The organism is Methylocystis rosea SV97, from assembly GCF_000372845.1.
Taxonomy (GTDB): Bacteria; Pseudomonadota; Alphaproteobacteria; order Rhizobiales; family Beijerinckiaceae; genus Methylocystis; species Methylocystis rosea.
This window is the reverse complement of record NZ_KB889963.1, coordinates 1,877,842-1,904,384: the sequence shown is the minus strand read 5'-3', so window position 1 is coordinate 1,904,384 and position 26,543 is coordinate 1,877,842. Positions and strand designations below refer to the sequence as shown.

Sequence of the window (26,543 nt, the reverse complement as noted above, 5' to 3'; positions counted from 1 at the left end):
TTTGGCGGTGATGATCGCCTTCGGGCGTTAGGCCGCCCTTTTCTTAGGCGCGAGCAGCTTGCGGTTCATCAGGACTTCCGCGATCTGAATGGCGTTAAGCGCCGCGCCCTTGCGCAGATTGTCGGAAACGCACCACAGAACCAGCCCATTATCGACGGTCGGGTCGGTACGGATTCGCGAGACATAGGTGGCGTCTTCGCCCGCCGCTTCATGCGGCGTGATGTAGCCGCCGGCTTCGTGCTTGTCGATCACCAGCACGCCGGGCGCCGCGCGCAAAATATTACGCGCCTCGTCCGCCGAAATCGGCTTTTCGAATTCGATGTTCACCGCTTCCGAATGGCCGATGAAGACCGGCACGCGCACGCAGGTGGCGACAAGCTTGATCTTGGGGTCGAGTATCTTCTTCGTCTCCGCCACCATCTTCCACTCTTCCTTTGTGAAGCCGTCCTCCATGAAGACGTCGATCTGCGGAATCAGGTTGAAGGCGATGCGCTTGGGAAATTTCTTGGCTTCGACGGGGTTGGCGACGAACACCGAGCGGGTCTGCGCGAAGAGTTCGTCCATTCCCTCCTTGCCCGCGCCGGAGACCGATTGATAGGTCGAGACCACGACGCGCTTGATCGTCGCCGCGTCGTGCAAAGGCTTCAGCGCGACGACGAGCTGCGCCGTCGAGCAGTTCGGATTGGCGATGATGTTCTTTTTGGAAAATCCCGCCGCGGCGGCGGCGTTCACTTCCGGCACGACCAACGGCACGTCAGGGTCCATGCGCCAGGCCGAAGAATTGTCGATGACGACGCAGCCCTGAGCGCCGATCCTGGGCGCCCATTCCTTCGCGACGGAGCCCCCCGCGGACATGAGACAAATATCGACGTCGGAGAAATCGTAGGAGTCGAGCACCTTGCACTTCAGCGTCCTGTCGCCGAAGGAGACCTCCGTGCCAATCGAGCGCGGCGACGCCAGCGCAACGACCTCCGAAACCGGGAAGCGGCGCTCGGCGAGAATATCGAGCATCTCGCGGCCTACGTTGCCCGTAGCGCCTACGACCGCAACCTTATACGCCATGATCAACTCCAGCCGGCAATCCCGGCGCTGAGATTTTTAGAATGGGAGGCCGACGGACATATTCCCCGAAGGCGAAACGCCAATAGGCAATCCGCCTTTTGGCTGGCTCGACTTCTCTTCTTCCTTCGGCTTTCCCCCGGGCGGCGCCTTGCCGGGGGACCAACCCTCAAGCTCGCCAAACTGGCGGTTGCCGCCGCCTCCCTGCTGCTGCTGGCCGGCGCTTGCGCCGGCGTTGGCGCGCGGGGATTGCTGCGCCTTCGCTTTCTTGGCCTTCGGCTGCGTCGTGACGGAACCGGAAGCGTCAGGCGCTCCGGGATCGGCTTGAAGCTGCTGCGCCGAGGCGGCCTGAGGGCCGCCGGCGATCAGGTAGGCGGCGATGAGAAGCGAGGCGCAACTACGACGAGCGCTGGTCGACATGGCGCAGATCTCCGAAGACGTTTGTTCCGTCCTAAACCGGCGGCGCGGCGGGATCAAGGCGGCCCCGCGCTCAGCGCGACTCCGCTTCGTCCTGGGCGATGGCCATGTTTTTGAGTTCCGCGATCGCCTTGGCCGGCGACAGGGACTTCGGGCAGACCTGGGTGCAATTCATGATCGTGTGGCAGCGATAGAGGCGGAAGACGTCGTCGACATAGGAGACGCGGTCATTCGTCGCTTCATCGCGCGAATCCTGCACCCAACGGAACGCCTGCAGCAGCGCCGCGGGACCCAGGAAGCGATCGGCGTTCCACCAATAGCTCGGACAGGCCGTCGAGCAGCAGGCGCACAGGATGCATTCATAGAGCCCGTCGAGCTTGGCGCGCTGCTCCGGCGACTGCAGCCGCTCCTTCTCGGGGGCGGGTCCGCCGCGCAGCCAGGGCTGGATCGCCGCGTATTGCTCATAGAAGATCGTCAGATCCGGCACGAGGTCCTTCACCACCGCCATATGCGGCAGCGGATAGATTTTGATCGCGCCGTCGATTTCATCCATGCCCTTGGTGCAGGCGAGCGTGTTCAGCCCGCCGATATTCATCGAGCAGGAGCCGCAGATGCCTTCGCGGCACGAGCGACGGAAGGCGAGCGTCGGATCGATTCGGTTCTTGATCCAGATCAGCGCGTCGAGAACCATCGGCCCGCAGTCGTCGGCGTCGATGAAATAGGTGTCGATCCGAGGATTGGCGCCGTCGTCGGGGTCCCATCGATAGATGCGCAATTCGCGCAGGCGCTCGGCCCCTTCGGGCTTCGGCCACGTTTTGCCTTCGGCGACGACGGAGTTCTTGGGGAGGGTGAATTCGACCATCTTAATACACCCGCGCCTTCGGCTCGATGTAAGCGACCTCATTCGTCATCGTGTAGCTGTGCACCGGGCGATAATCGATTGAGGTGGTCTTCCTCTCGCGATCGATCGTCGCGAGCGTATGCTTCATCCAGTTCTTGTCATCGCGATTCGGGAAATCCTCGCGCGCATGCGCGCCGCGCGATTCGGCGCGGTTGGCCGCGCTTTCCATCGTCGTGACGGCCTGAACGATAAGGTTGTCGTATTCCAGCGTCTCGACGAGATCGGAGTTCCAGATCAGCGAGCGATCGGTGATCTTGACGTCGGCGCCGTCGCGCCAGACGGCGTTGATCTGTTCGACGCCCTCGGCGAGGACCTCCCCGGTGCGATAGACGGCGCAGTGCGACTGCATCGTGCGCTGCATCCTGTCGCGCAATGTGGCTGTCGATGTCCCGCCGTTGGCGTTGCGGAAAAAATCGAGACGCGATAGCGCGAGATCGGCCGAATTCGCGGGGAGCTCCGGCTGCGTATCGTTGGGCTTGATGAGTTCGGCGGCGCGCTGCGCCGCGGCGCGGCCGAAGACGACGAGGTCAATAAGCGAATTCGAGCCGAGGCGATTGGCGCCGTGCACGGAAACGCAGGCCGCTTCGCCGAGCGCCATCAGACCCGGCACCACCTCGTCGGGATTGCCGTCGCGCTTGCGCAACGCCTCGCCGTGATAATTCGTCGGTATGCCGCCCATGTTGTAATGCACGGTTGGAATGATCGGGATCGGCTGGCGCGTCACGTCGACGCCGGCGAAAATTTTCGCGCTTTCTGAGATGCCCGGCAGCCGCTCATGCAGAATCTGCGGATCGAGATGCTCGAGATGTAGATAGGCGTGATCCTGATTCTTGCCGACGCCGCGGCCCTCGCGAACCTCGACGGTGATGGCGCGCGAAACCATGTCGCGCGGCGCGAGATCCTTCACCGAGGGCGCGTAGCGCTCCATGAAGCGCTCGCCTTCGCTGTTTGTCAGATAGCCGCCTTCGCCGCGCGCGCCTTCAGTGATCAGGCAGCCCGCGCCATAGATGCCGGTCGGATGAAACTGCACGAACTCCATGTCCTGCAGCGGCAGCCCCGCGCGTAGCACCATGGCGTTGCCGTCGCCGGTGCAGGTGTGCGCCGACGTCGCAGAAAGGTAGGCGCGGCCATAGCCGCCGGTCGCGAGCACGGTGAGCGCTGCGCGAAAACGATGGATCGTTCCATCATCGATCTTCAGGCACACGACGCCCCGACAGGCGCCGTCCTGATCCATGATGAGGTCGAGCGCGAAAAATTCGACGAAGAACTTCGTGTCGAGCTTCAGCGCCTGGCCATACATCGTATGGAGCATCGCGTGGCCGGTGCGATCGGCGGCCGCGCATGTGCGCTGCGCCGGCGGGCCGTTGCCGAAGTCCGTCGTCATCCCGCCGAACGGACGCTGGTAGATCGTCCCTTCGATCGTGCGCGAGAAGGGCACGCCCCAATGCTCCAGCTCATAAACGGCGGGCGGGGCGTTACGGCACATATATTCGATGGCGTCCTGGTCGCCGAGCCAGTCGGAGCCTTTGACGGTGTCGTACATGTGCCATTTCCAATTGTCCGGCCCCATGTTGCCGAGCGCGGCGGCGATGCCGCCCTGCGCCGCCACGGTGTGCGAGCGGGTTGGAAAGACCTTGGTGACGCAGGCGACATTCAGTCCCGCCTCGGCGCAGCCGACGACGGCGCGAAGGCCCGATCCGCCTGCGCCGACGACGACGACGTCAAAGGTGTGGTCGACGATCGCATAGGCGCGACCGCCCACCGACACATTTGATGCAGGACCCTTTGCAACCATTGATCAAGCCTTCTCGAATCTCATTCGCGCCGCGCGCAGCGTCGCTGCGTCGTCACAAGACGGGATCATTGCGATCAAAGCAGCGACGTCGCGCTGCTTCCTGCTCTCGCCTGTCACGTCGACGTCCGTGGATTGCATCGTCCGACTACTTCGGCGCAGCGATGAGGAGGATCGCGAGGACCCAGATCGCTGCGATGGCGCGCGACGCCCATGTGTTGGCGACGATCGCCTGCGCCTTCAACACTTTGTCGTGCACGTAATCTTCGATGATGTCGTCCATGCCTTGTCGCGCATGGATCATGCCGACCACGCCGAACGCAAGAAGCACCAGTGCGGGAAACGGTCTGCCGATTTCGGCGCGCACGCCTTCAAGCGACTTGCCGGCAAGTCCAAGAATCCACCAGGCGCTCAGCACGCCAAGCGGGACCAGCGCATAAGACGTCAACCGCATGAAGCGTGCGTGAGGCGAACCGCTATGGTCGGAGACATAGGCGTCGCCGGGTCCGGTTCGACCGCTCTTGAACCTTGTCGCAACCGTCATGAGTTCGCTCCGCTCAGCCCGCCAGCGTCTTGAAGATGAAGACGAGCAGCGTCAACAGGATGCCGCCAACGAGCGTCCCTTGCGCCAGCAGTTCCCGCCCTTTCGCGTCCATGTATAGCCCGCGGTCCCAGAGCGCGTGACGCACGCCGCCGAGCAGATGGTGGAAAATCGCCCAAACGATCATCAGCACCAGCAGATTGCCGATGAAGCCCGACCCGATCCAGGACACGGCGGAGAAGGCGCCGCCGCCAACCGCGGCGCCGAGCAGGAACAGCGCCAGAAGCGCCATGCCGACGTAAAGCCCCGCGCCGGTGATTCGATGCGCGATCGACATCATCATCGTCAGGATGGGCTTGAAGACCGTCAGATGCGGCGACAGCGGCCGCCGCGCGGCGAGCCCGTCAGTGTCGGCGTCTGCCATGTAGAACCCTCTCGCGTGCGGCCGATTTCTTCTCGGAACGCTTCCAAAGCAGATAGTTCAATTGTTGCGGCGCCGCAACTACGCGGGCGGCGCCTTCGACGGCCACATATGCAAAAGCCCCGTCGCCGGGGCTTTTGTCGCTCATCCTTGTAGCATTCGCGTTCAGTAGGCGGCCATTGGAGGGCCGGGAGGCGCAAGCAGCCAGTTGAAGCGATAATTGACGCCGGCGCGCACAGTATTGAGATGCGCGCGCTGCTGGGATTCGACGATGAAAGGCGCAACATAGATAGAGTCGTAATTCGCGCCGATGTTTGTGTAGAGATATTCGACCTTCGCCGACCAGTTCGGTAGGAAGGCGTATTCGAGCCCTCCGCCCGCCGTCCACCCGGTTCCCACGCGGGCCTGAGAGCCAAGCCACCCGTAGTTGAGACGCAGGTCGCCATAGGCGAAGCCGCCCGTGCCGTAAAGGAGCAGCTGCGCGTTCAGCAACGACACGCCCGCGCGCCCGCGCACTGTGCCGAACCAGTCGACGCTGCGCGTTGCGCCCCACCCCTGATTGCCGCCGCCGCCGACGCCCGATCCTTGAAAATCGGTTTCGAGACCGACGACGAAGAGCGGGGTCAGCTGATAATTATAGCCGATCTGGGCGCCGCCGACGACGCCGCCACTGTTCGACGCGCTCGAGGGCGCCAGCCAATGTCCATAGTCGTATCGATCAAGCCACCCGCCGCCAAGATTGAGACCGGCGTAGACCCCGGTCCAGGTGAAGATGGGCGGCGGCGGATAATAGACGGGCGGCGGCTCTTTGCGCGAAGGCAGGTCTGCGGCCGACGCCGACAGGACGGAGAGGCAAGCCGCGACGGCGACGCCGAAAGCTCGTTTTTTCATGAGAACCTCGATGGTGCGTTCTTTGAAACGCCAGCGCCCCCGCCAGTTCTGAAATGAATGATCAACAATGGCGCAATTGCGATAATTTATCGTTCATTTTCAATGTTTAATTGACATGCTTAGCCATCCGTTAACCGGCCTGAATTCCGCCGTGAAGTTCTTAACGCGCCAGCTCCCCCCGGCGTGGGGACCGGCCGATCCGACCGCCGCCCGCCGCGAGCCCGACGAGCGCCAGCGACGCCAAAAGCGCGCCCGCCCAGAAGGCGGACGCGGACCCAAAGGCGTCCCAGAGCGCTCCGGCGCCGGCGCTGGCTGCGAGCAGCGCGACGCCGCTTGCAAGGTTGAAAACGCCGAAGGCCGAGCCGCGTAACGCCGCCGGCGCGACGTCGGCGACGAGCGCGGCGAGGAGACCTTGGGTGAGGCCCATGTGCAGGCCCCAAAGCGCCACGCCGAGCCACACGAGCGGCATATGATCGGCGACCGCCAAGGCGGCGTCGGCGGCGACCAGCGCGACAAGGCCCGCCATCAGCGGCGTTTTTCTGTCGCCGCGATCCGAGAAGGCGCCAACCGGATAGGAAGCGCCGGCATAGACGACGTTCATCACAACGAGCACCAGCGGCGCGAGCGCCACCGGCAGTCCGACGTCGCGCGCCTTCAGGATCAGAAAAGCCTCGGAAAAACGCGCCAGACTGAAGACGACGCCGATCGCCACAACGATCCAGAAGGGGCCACCGAGCCGACGGACTTCCTCGATGTGCAGCGGAAAACGCGCCGGCCGCGGCGGCCGGGAGGCTTCCGGCTCGCGCACGCCGAACGCCAGGACTACGACGGCGAGAGCCGCCGGAATCGTCGCGATCCAGAACACGAAGGGGATGCTGTTGGCCGAGAACCACATCGCGGCCACAGCGACCGCCGGCCCGAGAAAGGCACCAATCGTGTCGAGCGACTGGCGAAGTCCGAAGGCCGCGCCGCGAATGGAGGCCGGCGCGATATCGGCGACGAGCGCGTCGCGCGGGGCGCCGCGTATGCCCTTGCCGACGCGATCGATGAAGCGGGCGGCCATGACCCAGGCGACATTCGGCGCCAGCGGGAACATCGGCTTGGTGAGCGCCGCAAGCCCATAGCCGATGATCGCCAGCTGTTTGCGCCGTCCGAACCAGTCCGACAGCGCGCCCGAAAAGATTTTCACGATCGAGGCGGTCGCCTCGGCGACGCCTTCGATGATTCCGACTTCCGCCATCGAGGCGCCCATCGCGCCGACTAGATAGACGGGCAACAGCGCGTGGATCATCTCGGATGAGAAATCCATGAGCAGCGAGACGAGCCCGAGCGCCCAGACGCCGGAAGGTATGGCGCGCAGACGCGAGACGCCGCTGGAGTCGTTCATGAACTTACAAGGCTCGCGCGCGCTAACCTCTCCCACGGAGAGGGTCGGTCCAAAGGACCGGGATGAGGGTCATGGCCACTTCGCAATACGCAAACTCACGCGAAGCGGAAACCCCTCACCCGGTTGCTTCGCAACCACCCTCTCCCGACGGGAGAGGGTTGGCGCGCGCTGCATTAATAGCGCGCGTTAAGCGCTACGCTTTCAGCGCCTGCGCCAGCCGGGCGATCCCGGTCTCGATCTCTTTTTCGGTAAGCGCGACGAAGCCGAGCATCAGCAGCCGATCGCCGCCATTGATGTCGTCAAAGCGCAGCGCCGAGCCCGTCGCCAGCGAACAGACGCCAACGCCGGCGGCAAGGCCTCTTTTCTCCACCTCGGCGGCGTCCGGAAAACCGTCCGGCAGCTTCCACACGAGATGCATGCCGGCCTGGTCGCCATAGATCTCGCAGTCGCCGAAATGATTCCGCAGCGCGCCCAGCAGCGCGTCGCGCCGATCGCGATAGAGCTGGCGAATGCGCCGCAAATGGCGCCCGAACTCGCCGCTCGACATGAAATCCGCCATCGCCGCCTGTTCGAGCCAGCTTTGGCCGTTGTTCATCAACATTTTCATGCGCCGCCCGGCTTCGGCGAGACGGCGGGGCAGCACGACATAGCCGAGCCGCAGGCCGGGTCCCATGCACTTGGAAAAGGTGCCGAGATAGATGACGCGCTCGTTGCGATCGAGCCCCTTCAGCGCCGTCAGCGGCGAACCGACAAAACGGAAGTCGCTGTCATAGTCGTCTTCCATAATGTAGGCGTCGTACTGCGTCGCCCAGGCGAGAAGCTCGAGCCGCCGCTGCAGGCTCATGGTCACGCCGATCGGATATTGGTGCGACGGCGTCACATAGGCGACGGCGCCCCTGGTTTTCGGCAGCCGCGACACGTCGAGTCCGTCCTGGTCCACGGGCACTGGATAAAGCGTCGCCCCAAGGCTTTCGAGCACGAAGGCCGCGCCCTGATAGCAGGGCGATTCGACCACTGCGGTTGACCCCGGGGTCACGAGCAGCCGGCCGACGAGATTGAAGCCGTCCTGGCAGCCGCCGACAATGACGATCTGCTCCGGATCGGCGACGACGCCGCGCGCCGGCGCAAGATGTTTGGCGACGGCGCGCCGCAGCTCCATCAATCCTGCGGCGTCATTGTAGCTCGTGAGATTGGAGCCGACCGCCTTCAGCCGATTCTTGATGTGATGCGACCAGGCCTTGAGCGGAAAGGATCGCGCGTCCGGCCGGCCCACCCAGAAATCGGCGGCGAGACGACGACGCTCTGGGTCGGCGAGGCGATGAGTGCGCAAAACACCGCAGGGCGGTGGAACGTCAATCGCGGCGCCCTGCTCTTCCTTCTGCGGCGCGCGGTGATCGGCCGACAGAAACGCTGTGTCCGGCAGATCCGGCGAAACGAAGGTGCCCACATAGGGCTTCGTGCGAATGTATCCTTCGGCGATCAGCCGCTCATAGGCCAGCACGGCCGTATTGCGTGAGACGCCAAGTTGGCTGCTCAGCTCGCGCGTGGTCGGCATCGGATCGTCGCATTTGAGCTGACCGTTGAGAATCATCGAGCGGATCTGATCGAAGATCTGGTTCTGCAGAGTGTTCTTGTCTGACTCAGCCAGAATGATCGACAGTTGCACATGCCCGCTCTTGACGATGGGCGCTGGACGATCCGTGGTCGTTAAGGTCATCGCTGCAATCTCCCCTGGGCGGAAGCTAATGCGCTTCTAACCCGCGCGCATAGGTCCACAGGGAACGTAAGCATTGGCGCCAACTTTCGAGCCCATTGCTAACTAGCACGCCAGCCAGAGAGGAGAACCGTTTCGATCTGGCGCCATCAGGTTGCTTGCTCCTGGCGCTTTTACTTGGACGCACATTGGGGAAAGCTGCGTTCGTCCCAGTTAGAAGCGCCTGAGCAAAGGGAGACCAAAATGCCGTTTTCGAAGTCGCGCTTCGTGCCCGTGGCGTTTTGGGTTGGCTTTTTGGCGTTAGGTCTTGCGACCAACAGCAGTCATGAGCAAAAGGCGCGCGGGGTCGCCCACAGCAGGCAGGAGATGAGCGTCGCCAGCGCCTCGGCCAAGCGCCTGCCCCTGCTGATCCAGGATCGCAATCAGATCGTTCGCGACTGAGCGCGCGGACAGATTTGCTCCTCTGCGCCGCGCGAGCGGCGTTTTTTTTTGCGCTGAATTCCTATGGTTTGCGCAGGGGCACGAGGCGATTCAGCACGGTGATGGACAGGAAGCCGCCGACCCAGGCGCCCACCGCCGCGAACGCCACATAGGCCCAGTTTGACGTATAGCTGATCACCGCAAAGGCCGAGAGCAGATACCAGATGCTGCTCCAGCTCGCGGCCGCGACGCGCCGACGCTCCGACACGGCGGCGTTGAAGAACACATAGACCGCATCGGTGATGGCGGTCGAGACGGCGACGCCAATTCCGATCAGCGGGTCAATCGCAGGCAGGTCCATGGTCTCCTCCGCTTTCGCCCGGTCAGGGCGAACGGGAGCAGCTATGGACGCCGCAATGGACCGAGGCAATCGACAGGGCGAACGCGCCTTAGCCGCGAGCATTTATTCAGCGCCGCCGACCTGAGCGGGCTCCTTTCCACACGCCCAAATGCATTTCTTCGCGGATTTGCCATCGCAGAACGGCTGATAAAGGACGTAGTACCAGACCGAGTAAGGGATCTGACCGTAAGGGCGCGTCGGGGCGCCCCCTGGCGTGCGAAGGATCGGCAAGCACTTTTTGAGCGCCTTTGCTTGATCTTTCGACTGAGCCTCGCCGGCGGCAAAGGTGAGGCCAAGCAGGATGAGGAGTTGATACTTCAACATATGCCGGCCCTGCATCTTCAACCGAAGCAAGACGCCAGATGGCGCGCGGATATGCTGGGGCAAGCGACCAGCTACAGTTTTGCGCGCCACGTCGGGGTGACGCACGCTTTTTTCCAGGCTTTGTGGCGATGGCGAACCGAAATAGGCCGCTTGGATGGTGGGCGCGACAGGGATTGAACCTGTGACCCCTACGATGTCAACGTAGTTGATTAGAGATTATCTGGGTTTATCCTGCTTCCATGACTTTACCAAGCAACTGATTTATGAGATATTCCCCCTTACGTTCATGTATCGAGTTTACCCGGATTTTCCGCATTCTGCTTCCAACCTGCTTCCAAGATCGGCCCCGCCCATGCCCAGGCTCACCAAGACGGTCGTCGACGCGCTCGACCCAGCCGGCAAGAATTCCTTCGTTTGGGATAGCGACCTTTCCGGCTTTGGCGTCCGCCTCATGGCGTCAGGACGGATGACCTATGTCGTGCAGTATCGGACCGCCGCGGGTGCGACCCGCCGGCTGACGCTCGCCAGTGTTGGCGCCATCGCGCCAGACGAAGCGCGCAAAGTCGCCCGGCTTCGGCTCGCCGATGTGGCCCACGGCCGCGATCCGTCCGAAGAGCGGCGCGCAGCCCGTGAAGCCAGCCGGCCGATGACCGTCGCCGAGCTGTGCGAGCAATATCTCCAGGCCGCGCGCCATGGGCACGTCACGACGCGCTTCGGCCGATCGAAGCGCGCCGCGACAGTCGCGATCGACGAAGGCCGCGTCTCACGTCACATCGTCCCGCTCATCGGCAAGAAGCCAGCCGGCGAGCTGACACGCGCTGACATTCAGCGCATGGCCGACGCCATCGCCGCCGGCAAAACGGCGACTCATGTCAGGACGCGAGCCCGCGGCGTCGCGCGCGTCACCGGGGGCCCGGGAACCGCCGCGCGCGTCGTGGAACTGTTAGGCGGCGTCTGGACGTGGGCCGAGAAGCGCGGATTGGTGTCGGGACAGAACCCGGCGCGCGGCGTCGACAAGGCCCGCGGCGAGGCCCAGGAGCGCGTTCTTTCGATCCATGAGCTTGGCGCGCTCGGCGAGGCGATGGAACGCGCCAGAGAAGCCGCGCCTCTCGCTGTGGGCGCGTTGCGCCTGATAGCGCTCACCGGCCTGCGGCGCGACGAAGCTTGCGGCCTACGATGGAGCGAAGTGGACTTCGAGGGCTCGTGCCTTCGCTTGGCGCAGACCAAGACCGGCCGCTCAACGCGCGCGATCGGCAAGGCGGCGATCGAGCATCTGCGCTCCCTGCCCCGCCTCAGCGACGAATTCGTATTCCCGAGCCGATCGGGCAAGACCTACGCGGACCTGAAGAAGCAGCTCGCGGCGATCTTCGACGCCGCAAAGCTGACCGACGCGCGATCGCAGGCACTGCGCCGGACGTTCGCGACGTCGGCGGACGAGGCGGGCTACGGCGACGCGACGGTCGGCGAGCTGCTTGGGCACGCGAAGCGCGGAGTGACGCAACGATCCTATGTGCGCCGGCCAGACGCGGCGCTTGTCGCCGCGGCAACCAGGGTCGCGCAGACGATTGCCAACGCGATCGACCGGACCGGCGGAAAAGTGGTCGCGCTACACCCGCTGGGAATTGCAACAGATGGTTGAGAACCCTTCGCTACAACCGCGTTTCACAACCGCGTTTCACCACTCTCGCTGGCAGGCCACTTGAAACGCAGATGAAACGCTGGCGCGCTAACATATTGTTTTTGCGTCACGTTTCACTTTTCTCGCCGATTAGTCGGAAAAATGAAACGCGGATTGAAACGCGAGCCATCTAAAACATTGTTTTTACACTACGTTTCAATGAAACGCGGTGAAACGCAGGGTGAAACGCCGCGTCACGTTTCATTCACCCCCCTTAAGGGGTGAAACGTGAAACGCGGCACGAAACGCGGTTGAGAAATCCGGCCATCATTCTCGCCTCTCTGAGGCACCACCATGCGCCCCGTTCCCCGCCCCGCCCCACCACCTTCGCGACGCTCGAACGGACATGCGCCATCTGCCCGGCGGACTTGTTCCTCGCGCGCGCGTAGGATCGGCCGTGTGAAAGAACGACTTGCGGAACGTCATCGCGCTGACAGCAAAAGCGCGATCTTGGGTAGAAAATCTAGCCGCCCAATCCGCCGTATGGGTAGATTTCATACTCGTTTTCTTCTTTAAAATCAGTTATTTACATCAAACGCAAGCGCTGCTATGAAGATGCAGCCGGGCTAGACGTTGCAGCGCCGAGCCCGGCTTATCCACAGCTCGTTTCGGAGACCGAACCATGGCTAATGCTCAACATACCCGAATTGCGTGCGCGCAAGCATCCCCGCGGCGCGCCGGTCCGTCCGGCGCGGACCCGATCTTTGCGGCGATCGCCGCGATGAAGCGCGCGACGACTAAATACATAGCCGCGGAAGCCGAGGCCGAGTTATCCGCCACTCACGACGAAGCTGCGGATGCCGCATGTAGCGCTAAATTTGACGCCGAGTTCGCCGTCATCGGCATGGAGCCGACGACGCGCGCGGGCGCCATAGCGCAGCTGCGCGTCCTCGCCACGCTCCTCGACAGAGAGACGCCGGCCGACGCCGTCGTGGTGGGGACCAGCGAGACGATCCGTCGCGCGCTTGCCGTCGTCGAGAGGAACGTGCGCTGATCGTCGGCGGCCGCAACTGAACGCTGACACAGGGCGCGCGAGCATGTCTCGCCGCCTTTTCCCGAGGGGCTGTGCAGACTGGCGGGGCGCCGGCTGCCCATCGAACGCCACAAACAAATCACTCAACAACGAACATCTCGCAATTTCAGCGCCTTGTCGCAAAGGTAAAAATAATACACCAAAAGTCTGCCGCGGCTTGATAGATGACATACAGCTGGCAAAACTGACGTTTCGATGCATAACCTATTGAGTTGACTCTTGCACGTTGAGCAACGTTGGACGAATACTTTGGTATATTTTATACCCTTTACCGCATATATTTTCTACCACTTTGGCTTTTATTTATATCCCTGGTATCATCTCCGTATATTCAATAAAGCGGAGACGCGACGTGACCGCCCCTAAGAAACTAATCACGCCCGAAAAGGCCGTTGAGCTCTTGCGCGAGCGCTATGGTTTCGGGTCGGTCGCCTCGCTGGCGAAGTGGAGAACGATCGGCGGCGGCCCGTGTTTTCGAAAACTTGATCGGTTCGTTCTTTACGACCCCGACGAACTAATTGCGTGGGCCGAGGCGAAGATCAGCGCACCTTTCTCGTCCACCAGCGAGGCCGGAAGCGGCCAACCCTGCCCCGAAGGTCGTCGCCGTGGCAGGCCAAGGAAAAGGCCACAAGAAGAGCGTCAGGAGCCCGCCGGGACGGCGTAGTCGAGTGCAGGAGAGTAGCGAGTTAGTCGCAGCCGCCGGCACCAAGGACGCCGACAATGAACGCCCCCGCCATTGCCGCGAAAGCCGGTCGCTCCCGCGAGATTGAAGCGACCGGCCCGAGCGCGAATTACAGCACAGACGAAACGAAGCTAGCGCCGGGACCGTCGAACGTCGCCGCACCGTCGTTGCTGCAATGCGCCCGCGCGACGCTCTATGCGACGCTGCCCACGCCCGAAGGTAACGCGTATCGCCGCGAGATCGGAACCGACTGGCGCACGATCGAAGCGGCGTGCGGATGCCTTGTCGTCGCCCCCGTGAAATATGCAGCGGATCGGACGTTCGATTTCCTCGAGCCCCACGAGCGAGGCGGCGTAATGTCAGCCGTGATCGAGTGCTTCGGCGCCGACCGCGTCGACACGATCGACCTTTGCGCATGGCCGCTCAACCGCCCCGAAAAATTCGCGACCTATCTGCGCCGCGCCGATGGTCTCGGGGTGCACGCTCCAGTCGACGGCTATTATTTCGGCGGCGGTGGCCTGCATGTCTTCCGAACCCCGGAAGCGTGGCTCCGCGCGCACTGCTACGGCTCCGTGATCCTCAACTCGGCAAACGCTCCGCGCTGGCTCGCGGCGGCGAAGGGAAATATCGCGGCCGAGGACGTCGAGCACGGGCGCGAAATCGCGCGCGCACTGCATGGCTTCTTCGATCCGCGCCGCATCCTTGCTCCGCTCGCCGGGAGCGCCGCCGCGTGAACGACTTCGCCCCTATCACCGATGAGCGGCATTACGCGCCAGCGCCGAACGATCGCCGCGGAAGCGGGAGGTCGCGCCCCGAGCGCTTTAAGCTCACGCACTTCGATGACGTAACGCCGGACCTCAGCGCTGACTACCGGATTAAGGGCGTGCTTCCGGAAACCGGTTTGGTCGTGGTTTGGGGTCCGCCGAAATGCGGAAAATCTTTCTTTGTGCACGATATGACGATGCACGTCGCCCGCGGTTGCGAATACCGCGGACGAAAAGTGAAGCAAGGCGGCGTCGTTTATTGTGTCCTCGAAGGGCAGCGCGGGTTTCGGCGACGACTTGAAGCTTACCGCCGCGAGAAGATGAACGGCGAGCGCAGCGCGCCATTCCATCTTATGGAGGCGCCGCTCAACTTGGTCGCCGATCATGTCCATCTCGCTGCTGCGATCCGCGAGCAAGTCGCAGAAGAGCCGCCGGTTGTGATTGTGCTCGATACCCTTAATCGATCGCTTGTCGGATCGGAGAACGACGACAAGGACCTTGGCGCTTATGTTCGCGCGGCAGACGCGATAGGCCGAGAATTTAAATGCCTCGTAATCATCGTTCACCACTGCGGGCATGGCGGAGATCGTCCGCGCGGACATTCGTTACTCGGCGGGGCGCTCGATCTTCAAATTAGCGTGAAACGTGACGCGGCAAACAACGTCATTGCCGAAATAGATGCGGCCAAAGACATGGACTCGGGGCTCGTCATAACAAGCCGGCTCAAGCAGGTGCAGATCGGCATAGACGACGAAGGCGACGCTGTTACGTCGTGCCTCATCGAGCCGGTCGACAATGCAGAAATTGCTAATCGACCTTCCACACGCGGCGACAAGGGCTCCTTGCATAAAGCATTCATCGAAGCTTACGAGCGTCTCGCCGACAGCGCGAAGCCGACCCCTGGATTTGACGGCAAGCCTGTCAGGAAAGTTGACGCGGACGATCTGAGAGAAGACCTGAGGGACCGCGGTTTTCTCGAAGTCGACGACGATGGAAATATCACCGACACCGGCCGGCGTAATTTATTCCGAGCCAAGAAGTCGCTGCTCGACGCCAAGCGCTTCGCGGAGACGGGACGCAAAATTTGGAGGATCGCGCCTTGACCCGCCGCCTCCCTAACCGCCGCGCCCATGAAGCGTTTGCTTTCACCTTTCGCGGCCTCTCCTACGCGTCCGGCGTTGGCGCTCTCGACTTGCTTGCGGAGAATTCTCGATGACCGCACGCGCCCTCGTCACAGGAACGCTATTCCGCGCGCCGGAGCGCAAAGTCTCGCGCGGCGGTAAACCCTATGTCAGCGCAACGATCCGCGTTCGCGAAGGCGATGCATCGCAATTCTGGCGAGTGACGATCTTTTCCGAGAGCGCTGGCGAAGAAATGATGAGCCTGTCAGACGGCGATGCCGTGTCAGCGCAGGGCGCCATGCGCGCCGAACTCTATCGCCCTGACGACGGCGAGCCGCGACTTTCGCTTTCTATCATCGCCGATCAAGTTCTCGCCCTGCGGCAGCCCGCGCGCAAGCGCGAGAAACAGCCCGCCGACGCGCCCGGCAAATCAACCGCCTGCACCGATCGCTCGACCAGCGCAAGACCCGTCAGCGGCCATCGCTCGCCCTACGCCCCGCACGGGATGCACGAGACCGACCGCTCGCTCGACGACGACATTCCTTTCTAAGAGGCGCCCGAACATGATCAGCTCTGCGACCAACCCGCGAAAGGCCGAAGCGCTGGCGAAACTGCGCCGCGGCAAAATCACGATCCCACAAGCCGCCAAACTCACGGGCGCGCCGATATCGGGCGTCGTGGGCTGGATGAAGCTCGCCGGCCTGGAAATCCCCGAGGAATATCGGCGGCCCCGACGCGCGCCGCGCGTGGTGCGTTGAGACCAAAATTGCTTCGCGCGTAGAGATCAGCCCGACTGGATCAGAACCGGCCGATAGCTGATATGAACGAGACGCAGGAAACCGAAGCGCCGCGGAACCGACTGCAGGTTCTCGGCCATCAGCGCGCGTCGAAGAAGAAGCCACTGACCGTGCTCGACGCAAAGGCGCAATTGCTTATTTCTTATTTAATTCATGGATGCCAGCACGACTACGTCACACAAATCACGAGAGCGGCGCCAACCGAGTTCGACCCTGACGCGCGACGGCCGCTCGAACCCGGCGAGCCGATGAAGCTCGAAGAGGCGGCCGACCTGTTGCGCATTCGCCGGCGTCACGCGCGCTGGATCATGGCGCAGCCGATCGCACAAAAAGAACTTGCGCTGCAGCTGCAGTCATTGCGCTCAGGAATGAAAGCGCAGGCTTTGATGACGGTGGGCGAGATCATGACCGAACGCGGCGAGAATTCTGCGGCCGATAGAAAGGTCCGTCTCGCCGCGGCGCAAACGATCATGGGCGACGAAGCGCGCGGACCTGCCGTCAACGTCAATGTGGGGGTCGGCGTCCAGCTTACCGCGGGCATAGTCGTGAGATTGCCGGCCAACGTTCCGCAGACGCCTCTCGAAAGCGGCGCCGAGCCCAGATCGATCATCGACACGCACCCGCTGACACGCGAGCAGCGAATGCTCACGCGCGTGGAAAGCAACGAGGTCGCCGATGACTGACATGCGCGCATTCATCAAGAGCCTGCCGAATGCGGGCGACCTCGACCCCGCTAAACGCACGGCGAACGAACGCGAGATCGAACGCCGTGTAAGCTCGTTGCCGGCCAGCGAGCGCGCGAAGTTTGAGACGACGCTCCGGGATATGGCCAGCGAGCAACATCGCAGCCTGAATTTCGAGACGAAATGGACCGCGGCGCGACACGACGCGGCGCTGAAAGAGCAGATCACCCAAGGAAGGGGAGAAAAATAGATGGCGAATATTCTTGCAACCATCGCTGGCCCGGCCGGCATTTTGAGCGCGCTGGACTATCGTGCCGCGCAGCGCAACGAGTCGCGAGCTAAACTCTTGTCGCGCGCCGGCATAACGCAAGGCGACTGGGATGCGCTCGCAACGGCGCTCGGCGGCGCAAACGCCGTGAACTTGCGCCGTCTCTTGAATGCGTCTCAGGCGGCGCTTTGCGTGATTGAGCAATCGACCGCCATCCCGGAGGGCAGTTCAGCCTCCCACAACGGTCCCATTGTCTCGAGCTTCGGCGACTTGAGCTAATGACCGACGCGCCGCCCGACCGACCATCACCATGGGCGCCGTGCGAGCGCGTCTTTCCCCTAGAAGGATATCGCCGCCCGCAAACGGCAGAGGAAATCTGGCAGGAACACGTCGATCGCAACTGGCAGCGGCGTAACCTTCCCACCGAGGACGAAGAACGCGAAGCAATTCGCAGGAAGCGCTCAAAGCGTCGAGTTTGGTGAACATGCGCTAGCAGTGCGATTGTAAAAGGAAAAGAGCAATGGAAAATCGTGGTTACGTTCGATTTGTTGGCGGCGAGACAAAAGCCTTCGCCAGCACGTCGAAGCCGAAAGGAATTCTCGCCAGCATCTTGCGCACGCTTGAGACTCGCGGCGTCGGCCGGCGTCAGATCGAAGACGCAGGCGTTGACCTTGAAGCTATGAAACAAGCCTTCGCAAAGATCGACGAGCGTCAATTCCAAATGTTGCTCAACCTCGATAGCTTTCACCCCGTCCAGATCGTCACAATCGAGGCGATGGAGCGGCACGCTCAGGGCGTGCCGATAGACTCGCGCGACCCCGGCACGATGTTTGGCCGGTTCTGACATGGAAGTCGGGCGGCCTGTCAGCCTCTATGCGCTGAACATTTCGTCGGTCGGCGCTGACATCGCCGGGCTGCATGCTATCCTGTTGCGCAGCCCGGCGATCCGTGACGCGCTTTCGTTCATTCCCTACCAGTATTTCGTCAAATCCGATCGCAGCGGCGGCGAACTCGCGCGGCTCTTGCAGCCGGTCATCCCCGCCCACTTCGCCGTGCTCGCGCTGCGCCCCACCGAGAGCAGCGGCGTGCTTCCCCCGCATGCGGTCGACTGGATCGAGCACGAGCCGTCGCCGACACGCGGAGAGGCCCATCAGCCTTCGCCTTTCGACATTGCGATGTTGCCTTCGCTGGACTGTCTTCTCCCCACCGAGGCCGAGCGGCAGATGCACGCCATGATCCTGGCCGAACCCCAGGGAGTCGCCTGACATGGGTCTCGCCTCCGGCATTTCTCTCGCTGCAACGGGCCTGCAGGCGTTCGGCTCCTACAGTCAAGGCCGCACAGCCGCCTCGAACGCGCGCGCGCAGGGCCAGAGCACGGGGTTCTCGCGCTTCTATGACGCCATGCAGGCGCAGGTCGCGGCGCAGGCCGGAGAGTTGAAGGCGACCGAGACTGACACCTATCTGCGCCGCCGCACCGAGGGCGCGCTGGCGAACATCGATGCGGTGCTGGCGGGAACTGGAACCGTCGACAGCTCGCCGTCGTCATGGGCGGTCAAGAACCGCTTCGAATACCTTGCCGACGAGGCCCGCACGACGCAGACTGGCAATATCCGCCGGCAGGTCACGGCCGATCGCAACGCGGCGCAGCTCTATGCGCTGAGTGGCGTGAATGCGATCAACGCCGCCAACGACAACGCGGGCGCATTAGACGTGACAGGCCTGCTCTTCGCGGGCGGATCGCTCTTCAAGCGCTTGCCCAATTCCGGGGGCGGCCAGTACTACTGAACAGTCGCAAGCCGGACTGACGACGAAGACGTGAAGCACATCGCCAACAATCTCGGCATGGCTCATGCTGGCCCGGCGCCGAAGGTGAACGCCAGCGAAAGCAGGATCAATTTGTCCGACCTTCCATGGCCAACCATTAAGCGCCTCAACGAATTTACGGAACTCGACAGAGAGGTTTACCGTAGGGCATGGGAGCGCCGGCGGCCTTACTTGCCCAAGCAGACGTAATTGAAGCTCGCCGAGCTGGTGCCAGCGCCCAGCGTGATGGTGAAGGAGGCCGCCGCCGGAGGCGAGACGCGCACCGTCGTTCCAACTGCAGCGGCATTGGCAGCTGTGACGGTGCAGGCAGCAGCAGTCGGGTAGGCGTTGGCGAAGGTAAGCGTGCAGGCGGTCGGAGACCCCGTGCCTGTCGTGAAATTGCCGCTGACGTTGGTTGAGTTGGCGTCAACGGCAGGGGTTGTCCCGCACGACGAGGGGACCGGGACCGCGCTGGCGGAGATAATGTTTCGGCCGATAAGGTTTGTCAGGGATGTGACGTTGCCCGCCGCGTAGAAACTCTGGTTCGACACCAGCAGATTTGACGCCGCGTCACCCCAGAGCCTGACCGACGAAGTCCCATCGGATTTCATCCACGCGATTTCAGCGAGCGACGGCAACTCCGCGAACACACCGCCGCCGGAAAGGCCATAAGTCTTGTCAACGGCTCCGTCGAGCAGAACAAAGCCTTTTTGGGCGATCGCCGTAGCAGGCAGCCCAGCGCCGACGCCCCCGGCCATGAAACCGAACGCCGTGATTTCATGCGGCACATTGTAGGTAGCGGTGTGCACGCCGGACTGCGACCCGCTCGCGTTGATCGCCGCGCCGCCGGGGGTCGCCGACACCTGATAGGTATCGGCGGTCTTGTTGATGATGTAGTAGGTCGTTCCCGCCGTCAGGCCAGTCGGCAGCGCTCCTGTCGTCGTGAATGTGATCGTGTCGTCATTTTTTCGATTATGCCCGACATGCGTGATAATGCCGGGAGAGGCAATCGAGATTGTGACCGTGCCGGACCCGCCATTAGCCACGCCCGTCGTCAGCAAGAACGGATAAATCAGACCGGCCGATACGGTGTTCAGCGCTGCATAGGGGCGAAGGGTTTGGAACGTCGGACGTAGGTTTATCGCATCAAACTGGTTTGTTGCGATGCCTTCTCCCTTTGCGGCTCTGATGGCTCGAACGTCCACGCCAACTGCGATGCCGTTCGCATCGTCGTTGACGCCGATAAACACGCCGCCCTCGGCCCCGGCAGTCGGCGTTCCCGTCCATGTCCTATAATCACTGGTTCGCGCATAGCCGGTGATGGCAAGCGCTCCCATAGGAGAGCCGGCGGCAAGCGTGGCGACGGAGGTCGCGCGCGGCACATATTGCTCGATCCACGAATAGGGCGGGTTGGCGCCGGCGTAGCCGGCGCCGCCGCTGGACAGCGCTGCCTCGCCGAAAAAGCCCCGGTTAAAGCGATGCACTTTGCCGATCGTCGGCGTGCCGTAGAAATCGCCTTCGAAAAACCGCTGCAACGAAGCGATGATAGTGCTGGCGTCTGTGATCTCCCCCTTTGTATTGATCGTGGTTACGAGAGGGGAGCCCCAAGTGTTGGTGGCGGTCCACACATTGTTGGCGTTGAGCCGCGGGATGTTCGGGATGTCTGCTAAAGAAAATACATCGACCACGCGCGATTTTCGCGTCGCCCCAGACTGCACAACCGGGAAATACTCATTCCCTATCAGCGGTGTCGCCGCTGTCGGTAGCGAGCTGATCGGCAGCGTCGACGTTTGGGCGAGCGCGGAGACGGAGAGGGCCGCGAGAAAGGCGGCGGCGAAGAGGGAGGCGAGTTTCGATTTCATGCGAAGCATGAGGGAGCGGGAAGCGCCGAGTTTCAACGCACCGGGGGGCGCACTTTTCGGTGGCATCGATGAACTGCGCGGGTGCGTGGCGCTGACCGAGCCCGGCTACTCCCTCGTCTCGCGCTGTTTTTTGAACGGGATCATCTGCCACGAGTAATCGAAATTCAGGATGTCGGTGTTGATGATGATCACGCAGGCGCCGTGGGGGTCCCTAAGTTTGACGATCCGGCGTTTGCCAGCGGTCGAAATGGTCGCGGAGAAGGGCTGATGATTGAAGGTGCTGGTGCCGAACCTGTTCAGCCGCTCAATGTTCTCCGGCGAGAAAAACGCCAAACAGTCTTTCACCCGCTCGGCAAACCGCACATAGTTCTTATCTGCAAGTTGCAGGCTCGCCACCGTCGCGTGACGTTCGGCGTCGGTCATCTCCGCAATGAAATCGATGGCGTCGGCTTCGTCTCCCTCAAAATTGAGGAAGCTGATGTTCCGCTCGACGTCGTGAAGCTCCTTGATGGGGTGGTAACTTTTCATGACCGCGGTAGTGCCCGTCATGAAGCCGAAGTCCACGTCGCGGGTTTCCGCGGCGGAGTCGCCGTGACCACGAAAGCCGGCGGGCCCGTAGTATCCGTCGCTTTCCTCATCTTCCGCGCTGCGGATGATGTCATGGAGGACCAGCCGCGCGTTCGCTTTTTCCTTGATGGCCCTGAGCCTAGCTTGCAGGTCGGGCATGTCTCTCCTCAACGTACGATAAGCCGTCAGGGTCTGCTCTGCCACAGACCTAGCAGCGCGAACCGTGTCACGCTTCGATGAGAGAAACTTGAAAGCCTCCATAAGGTAGCTTTCTTCGTAGTACTTCCGCTCCTCGCGCTTGAATTGCCGTTCCGCCTGGACTGCATGGTCGGCGCAACATCTTCCTATTACTGCTGCCACCTTCATTCCTGGCACGTAAACAAGGTCTCCTTCGAGGAACCTATTTGGTGTGCACATGGGACACGGGGCCATGTCGCCATTAGGGCGTTTCTTGCCGTCGATCTTGACATGTCGAAGGATTATGTACTCGGCATCCTTTGGGATTTTGCCGTGGTACAAGTCTGGATGTTTTTCCGGCTCTGCCGTCTTACCAAGAAACTCTGTTACATCATCACAGAAAATCTTAGTCGGTCGGCCATTGAATACTCGGTGACCCATCGGCAGCTCCGTTCGAACAAAACCAGAAGATCATGATCTGTTCTGCAACGCGGACCTACAACGAATCATTCTCTAGCGGCTTCCGCCCCACAAGGCAACGGAGATATTACTGGATATAGTGGCTCAGGGCTTTATATCCGCATGATTTTGATGCAAATCTCCCGCTCAGGCCGAGCTAAGTAATACCGCCGCTGTCAGGTCTTCTCGCAAGAAAAAACACAGCTTTGCCTTGCCGTTGGCGTATCCAGCTTGCGTCGTAGGTCTAAGGTCGAACGCAAGGCGCGAGGCGCAGCTACGCTAAGTTTCGCGGCATTCATTTCGGCTGCTGGGCTTCGATCGCCTTCACGCCGAATTTTGCAGCCTCCTCGGCGCCGGCGTTCGGTCCCTCGGGCGCGCAGCGTGTCGTCGGCGGGCTCCCGCACTTGCGCCAATATCCGCCCAGCAGAGGCGGCCTGAAGCCATCCGCAGGCTGCTGGAAAAGGTTTGGGCAGCGAGATCGCGCGCGTCGACCGGCCGTCAGAACTGAAAAACGCTGACAATAGCCAAATCGGTTGCTCTGTTCTCGTCCACATCCTCCTGGATTGAGATCGCATATTTTCCTGGCAGACCAATCAAGTCGACCGAATAGGCGGTGAAGAATGAAAAGCCTTGCCGCTCTTCGAGGAGCTTCTGAACTTTGTATAATTTTTCGACTTCGGCCTTAAGCGCCGAAGGCAGGATGTTTCGAGCGCCGACGCTGCAATTGTCGCTGGCAAACCCGTCGATAATTTTCTTTCCGGCGAAGACAAAATACATCCCGTCAAGAGTGTTAGTTGCTTTGTCCACTCTTGCCACCAGCCATGAAGCGCTATTGCTCCCGCCAGCCAACAATTTACTAAACTCATCATGAATATCGCGAGTGGCGAGAGCCGATCTCCACTCAGGAGGACGATCAAATATCTTTACTGCAGATGATATCTTCTCGCCATTTATCCCAGTCATGACGCAGACCGTATCGAAAATCCTGAGCATGTCGCGCGGCTGCTCGAGCGCGGCAGACTCCGTTGTGAATGTCGCCAGCAAAGCAATTAACGCGCATCTCTGCATCCGCCCGCCCCGAGTTAATCGCACGCCTTCCTGCCTCGCGGCAGTCGCGCCAGACGCAAGAGCGCCAAGCCTATCCTGCGCTTGGCGCGACTCGCCCTTCGTTCTATGATGCAGCCTTTCCAGCATCGAGGTTTGAATATGCGAATTTTTTTGATCCTGATCTCGACGTTGATCCTAAGCGCCTGCGCTACGACCATCCCGGTAGCCGTCATTACGCACGATGGGCATATCCTGCGCGGAGAGAATACAGTCTCGATGGCGAGCGGCACGTTTTCCGTGTCGGACGGGAGGCTGACTTGCACAGGCAGTTACAACCCGCTCAATGAGTCGCGCACGATCACGGTGACGGTGACCTGCAACGACGGCCGAACAGGGATCGCGATCGCTACTCGCGATACACCAATGAGCGGAGGCGGAAAGGTGACCCTGTCAGACGGATCGGAGGGAACATTTATTTTTGGCGATGCGGCCAGAAAAATTTAGTGGCGGACGCCTCTCAAAATTCCTGACACGCCCAAAATTTCCATGTCAGCCGGGGTTCGGCGAGGGAGACTTGCGCGGGGGAGACACGAGATAGGGGTCGGCGACTGACTTTTCCCCCACCCCGGCCCTTTCGCGAGAGGCCCCCGGGGGGGCGGCGCTGACTGCGCGAATTACGCTGCGAGGTTGGCTTGGTCGGCGGCCTCGGCAATCTTGCGGTCGAGGCGGCCGTCCACGCGGTGAAGAGTGCGCGAGGCAGCGAGGCGCTTCGTGAGTGACGGGATCAGCGCGTCATCCGCAACCAGCGTGAGACGCAACCCCAGGACGGCCAGGAGCGACGACAAGGCAAGGTCGCCGATCGGCTCCGACTCCTCGAGCAGGTGCGGCGCATCTTCGAGCGCGACGACGAGCTTCATGCCCAACGCGCCCAGGAGGGCCGCAAGCGACATATGGCCGAAGTTCTTCATGCGGCCCGGCCCGAGAAGCTTTGCGGCGTAGCCCGATTGAGTGCCCGCTGCGTCGTCCAGTTCGAGCATCGTGAGGCCGACCTGGCGTCTGCGCTCAGCAATCGCGCGGCGTAGGTCGGCAGTCGTCTGGACGATCGTGTAGGGCTCCACGAGGCCTCCGCGTGCAAATCATGTCGCGCCGGGAGTCTATCGCAAGCGCGGCCTGCTTCCAACCTGCTTCCAATGTGAGGGGGTGTTTTCCGAAGCTTTTCGTAAGCTTTTGATTTTTATGGTGGGCGCGACAGGGATTGAACCTGTGACCCCTACGATGTCAACGTAGTGCTCTCCCGCTGAGCTACGCGCCCCCAGGCCCGTGGGCCGGAGCGCCCGTCTATACTGACGTACGCGGCGACGCGCAAGCGGGCTTCGCCTGCGACGTTGGGAATCAGCCTTGACCGCAAGCCACGGAAAGAATTGACGTTCCGTAAAGGCCGTGGGCTTCGCGTGCAAAAGTTTTGTGACGTTGGGCGATTTCGAGTCTTGCGGCGCGCCCGCTTTGTGGCAGACTTAACGCCGCTCCCGCTTGTCGAGCGGAGAGAAGTTAAGGAGGTTTCGCATGTCCTTGCAGGGCCATATCGTCGAACTCCAGCGCCGCCATGACGCGCTCAAAAAGGAGATCGAGCAGGAACAGCTGCATCCCCAATCGGACGAATTGAAGATACTGGAACTCAAACGCAAGAAGCTGCAGATCAAGGACGAGCTCGCCAAATTGTCGATTAGCGAAACGCGACATTAGCGTTTCCCTTCGCTCACTTTCTGCTTCACGCCATGGGCGGAGAGAGATCTCCGCCTTATTTTTTTGGGCGTTCGCGCCGCGGCGCGCGATTTGCGAGACCCGGTCCTTATGCCCGTCACCGAGCTTTATCGCCCCGAGACGTTACACGAAGGTCTGGGTGAGCCCTTCTTCGACCGCGTCGCACCCGCCACGTTCCCCGAACATCGACTCCGCTACCGCAATCAGCGCTGGGCGGCGCGGGTCGGCCTCGACGGGCTGAGCGATGCGGAGTGGATCGAGCATTTGGGGCGTTTTTCGCCGCTCCCGGGCGGGTTCGCGCATCCGCTGGCGCTGCGCTACCACGGCCATCAGTTCCGCGTGTACAACTCGGATCTCGGCGACGGTCGCGGCTTCCTCTTCGCCCAGCTGCGCGACGCCAAAGACGGCCGTCTGCTCGATCTCGGCACCAAGGGCAGCGGCCAGACTCCCTGGTCGCGGCGCGGCGACGGGCGGCTGACGCTCAAGGGCGGCGTGCGCGAGATTTTGGCGACGGAAATGCTGGAGGCGCTCGGCGTCGACACCTCCAAGACCTTCAGCCTGATCGAAACGGGCGAGGCGCTGATGCGCGGCGACGAACCCTCGCCGACGCGCTCTAGCGTGCTGGTGCGCCTGTCGCATTCGCATATTCGCATTGGAACGTTTCAGCGCCTCGCGTTCCATGACGACGCCGCGGCGATCGAGAGGCTGCTCGACCACGTCTGCCGCCACTATTTTCCCTCTATCGCCGATCTGCCGGCGCCGGAAAGAGCCCTCGCCTTTCTCGAAGAGGTCACAGCGCGGGTCGCGCGGCTCGGCGCCGGCTACATGGCGTCTGGCTTCGTTCACGGCGTGCTGAATTCCGACAATATCAACGTCACCGGCGAGAGCTTCGACTATGGCCCATGGCGCTTCGCGCCCGTCTACGACCCGACCTTCACCGCCGCCTATTTCGACGAAAGCGGGCTTTACGCCTTTGGCCGTCAGCCCGGCGCGCTCGGCTGGAATCTGTCCCGTCTGGCCGAATGTTTGATCCCCCTTATCGGGCTAAAGACCGCCGAAAAGGTTCTGGCGACCTTTCCCACGCGTATCCAGCAGGAGTTTCGCGCGGCGCTGCTCAATCGGCTCGGGCTCGCCTCGGCCGGCGAGGAAGCCGACGCGGCGCTGGCGAAGGCCTTCGTCGATTTTCTGACAATGACGCAGGCGCCCTTCGAACGGACCTTCTTCGACTGGCGCGGCGGCATGGCGTCCGCCGCGCGCGCCAAACACAGTCCGTCGGCGGCGCATTACGAAGCGGAAGCTTTCACGCCGCTGCGCGCCGCTTTGGCTGAACACGAGCCGGCGCCGACTGCGCGCCTGGATCACCCCTATTTCAGGGGCGCGGCGCCCTGTACGATGCTCATCGACGAGGTCGAGGCGCTTTGGGCGGCGATCGCCGAGCGCGACGACTGGGCGCCGCTCTACGCCAAGATCGCTGCAATCGAGGAGATGCGGAGCGCCTATGAATGACGACAGAGCAATTTGCTTGAACGCGCCATGGCTGCGGCGCGATAATTGCGCTCTAGAGCCATCGATTC

The 26,543-nt window shown here is 62.1% G+C and carries 31 protein-coding genes and 2 tRNA genes; 16 read left to right on the top strand and 17 right to left on the bottom strand.

Annotated elements, in window-relative coordinates:
* Positions 1 to 27: 27 nt before the first annotated feature.
* The 9 genes from A3OO_RS0109935 to pdxR all read right to left on the bottom strand — a co-directional run bounded on the left by A3OO_RS0109935 (position 28) and on the right by pdxR (position 9,126).
* On the bottom strand, positions 28 to 1,062 hold the full coding sequence (locus tag A3OO_RS0109935) for an aspartate-semialdehyde dehydrogenase (protein ID WP_026222862.1): 1,035 nt from the start codon (positions 1,060 to 1,062) through the stop codon (positions 28 to 30).
* Between the two features lie 36 nt (positions 1,063 to 1,098).
* Complete coding sequence (locus A3OO_RS0109930; protein WP_018407692.1) at positions 1,099 to 1,479, bottom strand: hypothetical protein; 381 nt, start codon at positions 1,477 to 1,479, stop codon at positions 1,099 to 1,101.
* Between the two features lie 70 nt (positions 1,480 to 1,549).
* Positions 1,550 to 2,338, bottom strand: a complete 789-nt coding sequence (locus A3OO_RS0109925) for a succinate dehydrogenase iron-sulfur subunit (protein ID WP_018407691.1) — start codon at positions 2,336 to 2,338, stop codon at positions 1,550 to 1,552.
* Between the two features lies 1 nt (position 2,339).
* Positions 2,340 to 4,172, bottom strand: coding sequence for a succinate dehydrogenase flavoprotein subunit (gene sdhA, locus A3OO_RS0109920; RefSeq protein ID WP_018407690.1), 1,833 nt, complete (start codon positions 4,170 to 4,172; stop codon positions 2,340 to 2,342).
* A gap of 145 nt (positions 4,173 to 4,317) precedes the next feature.
* Positions 4,318 to 4,713, bottom strand: coding sequence for a succinate dehydrogenase, hydrophobic membrane anchor protein (gene sdhD, locus A3OO_RS0109910; RefSeq protein ID WP_018407688.1), 396 nt, complete (start codon positions 4,711 to 4,713; stop codon positions 4,318 to 4,320).
* A gap of 13 nt (positions 4,714 to 4,726) precedes the next feature.
* Positions 4,727 to 5,134, bottom strand: a complete 408-nt coding sequence (sdhC, locus tag A3OO_RS0109905; protein WP_018407687.1) for a succinate dehydrogenase, cytochrome b556 subunit — start codon at positions 5,132 to 5,134, stop codon at positions 4,727 to 4,729.
* Positions 5,135 to 5,296: 162 nt separating this feature from the next.
* Entirely contained in the window at positions 5,297 to 6,022 is a 726-nt protein-coding gene (locus A3OO_RS0109900; RefSeq protein WP_018407686.1) for an outer membrane protein, read from the bottom strand.
* Between the two features lie 160 nt (positions 6,023 to 6,182).
* Positions 6,183 to 7,409 (bottom strand): MFS transporter, encoded by a 1,227-nt coding sequence (locus A3OO_RS0109895; protein ID WP_018407685.1) that lies wholly within the window; start codon positions 7,407 to 7,409, stop codon positions 6,183 to 6,185.
* A 193-nt stretch (positions 7,410 to 7,602) separates the two neighbouring features.
* Positions 7,603 to 9,126 (bottom strand): MocR-like pyridoxine biosynthesis transcription factor PdxR, encoded by a 1,524-nt coding sequence (pdxR, locus tag A3OO_RS0109890; RefSeq protein WP_018407684.1) that lies wholly within the window; start codon positions 9,124 to 9,126, stop codon positions 7,603 to 7,605.
* 240 nt (positions 9,127 to 9,366) lie between these two features.
* On the opposite strand from pdxR, the gene A3OO_RS0109885 reads away from it, so the two are divergent.
* A complete protein-coding gene (locus A3OO_RS0109885; protein ID WP_018407683.1) occupies positions 9,367 to 9,564 on the top strand; it encodes a hypothetical protein in 198 nt (65 codons plus the stop codon).
* 61 nt (positions 9,565 to 9,625) lie between these two features.
* On the opposite strand, the gene A3OO_RS0109880 is transcribed toward A3OO_RS0109885, so the two are convergent.
* The 3 genes from A3OO_RS0109880 to A3OO_RS23545 form a co-directional block, all read right to left on the bottom strand.
* Complete coding sequence (locus A3OO_RS0109880; RefSeq protein WP_018407682.1) at positions 9,626 to 9,904, bottom strand: hypothetical protein; 279 nt, start codon at positions 9,902 to 9,904, stop codon at positions 9,626 to 9,628.
* A gap of 102 nt (positions 9,905 to 10,006) precedes the next feature.
* Positions 10,007 to 10,267 carry a hypothetical protein gene (locus A3OO_RS0109875; RefSeq protein ID WP_198008784.1) on the bottom strand — a complete coding sequence of 87 codons (261 nt, stop codon included), beginning with the start codon at positions 10,265 to 10,267 and terminating at the stop codon, positions 10,007 to 10,009.
* Positions 10,268 to 10,422: 155 nt separating this feature from the next.
* Positions 10,423 to 10,544, bottom strand: a tRNA-Leu gene (locus A3OO_RS23545).
* Between the two features lie 75 nt (positions 10,545 to 10,619).
* Here A3OO_RS23545 and A3OO_RS0109870 point away from each other — a divergent pair.
* The 12 genes from A3OO_RS0109870 (at position 10,620) to A3OO_RS0109815 (ending at position 19,078) form a co-directional block, all read left to right on the top strand.
* Entirely contained in the window at positions 10,620 to 11,906 is a 1,287-nt protein-coding gene (locus A3OO_RS0109870) for a tyrosine-type recombinase/integrase (RefSeq protein ID WP_018407680.1), read from the top strand.
* Between the two features lie 661 nt (positions 11,907 to 12,567).
* Entirely contained in the window at positions 12,568 to 12,939 is a 372-nt protein-coding gene (locus A3OO_RS0109865) for a hypothetical protein (RefSeq protein ID WP_156824790.1), read from the top strand.
* Positions 12,940 to 13,698: 759 nt separating this feature from the next.
* On the top strand, positions 13,699 to 14,394 hold the full coding sequence (locus A3OO_RS24000) for a hypothetical protein (RefSeq protein WP_018407677.1): 696 nt from the start codon (positions 13,699 to 13,701) through the stop codon (positions 14,392 to 14,394).
* Positions 14,391 to 15,527 carry an AAA family ATPase gene (locus A3OO_RS21445; protein ID WP_018407676.1) on the top strand — a complete coding sequence of 379 codons (1,137 nt, stop codon included), beginning with the start codon at positions 14,391 to 14,393 and terminating at the stop codon, positions 15,525 to 15,527. Before A3OO_RS24000 ends, A3OO_RS21445 begins: the two co-directional genes overlap by 4 nt.
* Before the next feature lie 109 nt (positions 15,528 to 15,636).
* A complete protein-coding gene (locus A3OO_RS0109850) occupies positions 15,637 to 16,095 on the top strand; it encodes a single-stranded DNA-binding protein (RefSeq protein WP_018407675.1) in 459 nt (152 codons plus the stop codon).
* A gap of 13 nt (positions 16,096 to 16,108) precedes the next feature.
* Positions 16,109 to 16,303: a hypothetical protein gene (locus tag A3OO_RS0109845; RefSeq protein WP_018407674.1), complete on the top strand. Its 195-nt coding sequence runs from the start codon at positions 16,109 to 16,111 to the stop codon at positions 16,301 to 16,303.
* A 62-nt stretch (positions 16,304 to 16,365) separates the two neighbouring features.
* Entirely contained in the window at positions 16,366 to 17,025 is a 660-nt protein-coding gene (locus A3OO_RS0109840; RefSeq protein ID WP_018407673.1) for a hypothetical protein, read from the top strand.
* On the top strand, positions 17,018 to 17,275 hold the full coding sequence (locus tag A3OO_RS0109835) for a hypothetical protein (RefSeq protein ID WP_018407672.1): 258 nt from the start codon (positions 17,018 to 17,020) through the stop codon (positions 17,273 to 17,275). Before A3OO_RS0109840 ends, A3OO_RS0109835 begins: the two co-directional genes overlap by 8 nt.
* Complete coding sequence (locus A3OO_RS0109830; RefSeq protein WP_018407671.1) at positions 17,276 to 17,572, top strand: hypothetical protein; 297 nt, start codon at positions 17,276 to 17,278, stop codon at positions 17,570 to 17,572. It abuts the gene before it with no gap.
* Positions 17,573 to 17,813: 241 nt separating this feature from the next.
* Positions 17,814 to 18,137 (top strand): hypothetical protein, encoded by a 324-nt coding sequence (locus A3OO_RS0109825; protein ID WP_018407670.1) that lies wholly within the window; start codon positions 17,814 to 17,816, stop codon positions 18,135 to 18,137.
* Complete coding sequence (locus A3OO_RS0109820; protein ID WP_198008782.1) at positions 18,124 to 18,558, top strand: hypothetical protein; 435 nt, start codon at positions 18,124 to 18,126, stop codon at positions 18,556 to 18,558. The genes A3OO_RS0109825 and A3OO_RS0109820 overlap by 14 nt, the downstream gene beginning before the upstream one ends.
* 1 nt (position 18,559) lies before the next feature.
* The gene (locus A3OO_RS0109815) at positions 18,560 to 19,078 is read left to right on the top strand and encodes a hypothetical protein (RefSeq protein ID WP_018407668.1); all 519 of its coding nucleotides are present in this window, start codon (positions 18,560 to 18,562) and stop codon (positions 19,076 to 19,078) included.
* A gap of 206 nt (positions 19,079 to 19,284) precedes the next feature.
* On the opposite strand, the gene A3OO_RS22580 is transcribed toward A3OO_RS0109815, so the two are convergent.
* From A3OO_RS22580 to A3OO_RS23535, 3 genes are all read right to left on the bottom strand, one after another.
* A complete protein-coding gene (locus A3OO_RS22580; protein ID WP_198008781.1) occupies positions 19,285 to 20,958 on the bottom strand; it encodes a hypothetical protein in 1,674 nt (557 codons plus the stop codon).
* Positions 20,959 to 21,063: 105 nt separating this feature from the next.
* Entirely contained in the window at positions 21,064 to 22,143 is a 1,080-nt protein-coding gene (locus tag A3OO_RS23995) for a hypothetical protein (protein ID WP_018407666.1), read from the bottom strand.
* A gap of 516 nt (positions 22,144 to 22,659) precedes the next feature.
* Complete coding sequence (locus A3OO_RS23535) at positions 22,660 to 23,355, bottom strand: hypothetical protein (protein WP_026222861.1); 696 nt, start codon at positions 23,353 to 23,355, stop codon at positions 22,660 to 22,662.
* A 12-nt stretch (positions 23,356 to 23,367) separates the two neighbouring features.
* Between A3OO_RS23535 and A3OO_RS22575 the strand changes: the two genes are divergently transcribed.
* Entirely contained in the window at positions 23,368 to 23,712 is a 345-nt protein-coding gene (locus A3OO_RS22575) for a hypothetical protein (RefSeq protein ID WP_026222860.1), read from the top strand.
* 170 nt (positions 23,713 to 23,882) lie between these two features.
* On the opposite strand, the gene A3OO_RS0109790 is transcribed toward A3OO_RS22575, so the two are convergent.
* Together A3OO_RS0109790 and A3OO_RS0109785 are read right to left on the bottom strand one after the other, a co-directional pair.
* Positions 23,883 to 24,326 (bottom strand): hypothetical protein, encoded by a 444-nt coding sequence (locus A3OO_RS0109790; protein WP_018407663.1) that lies wholly within the window; start codon positions 24,324 to 24,326, stop codon positions 23,883 to 23,885.
* A gap of 119 nt (positions 24,327 to 24,445) precedes the next feature.
* Positions 24,446 to 24,520: transfer RNA gene (locus A3OO_RS0109785), tRNA-Val, on the bottom strand.
* Positions 24,521 to 24,771: 251 nt separating this feature from the next.
* On the opposite strand from A3OO_RS0109785, the gene A3OO_RS0109780 reads away from it, so the two are divergent.
* Both A3OO_RS0109780 and A3OO_RS0109775 read left to right on the top strand, forming a co-directional pair.
* On the top strand, positions 24,772 to 24,951 hold the full coding sequence (locus A3OO_RS0109780; RefSeq protein ID WP_018407662.1) for a YdcH family protein: 180 nt from the start codon (positions 24,772 to 24,774) through the stop codon (positions 24,949 to 24,951).
* A 108-nt stretch (positions 24,952 to 25,059) separates the two neighbouring features.
* Entirely contained in the window at positions 25,060 to 26,475 is a 1,416-nt protein-coding gene (locus A3OO_RS0109775; protein ID WP_018407661.1) for a protein adenylyltransferase SelO, read from the top strand.
* Positions 26,476 to 26,543: the final 68 nt, after the last annotated feature.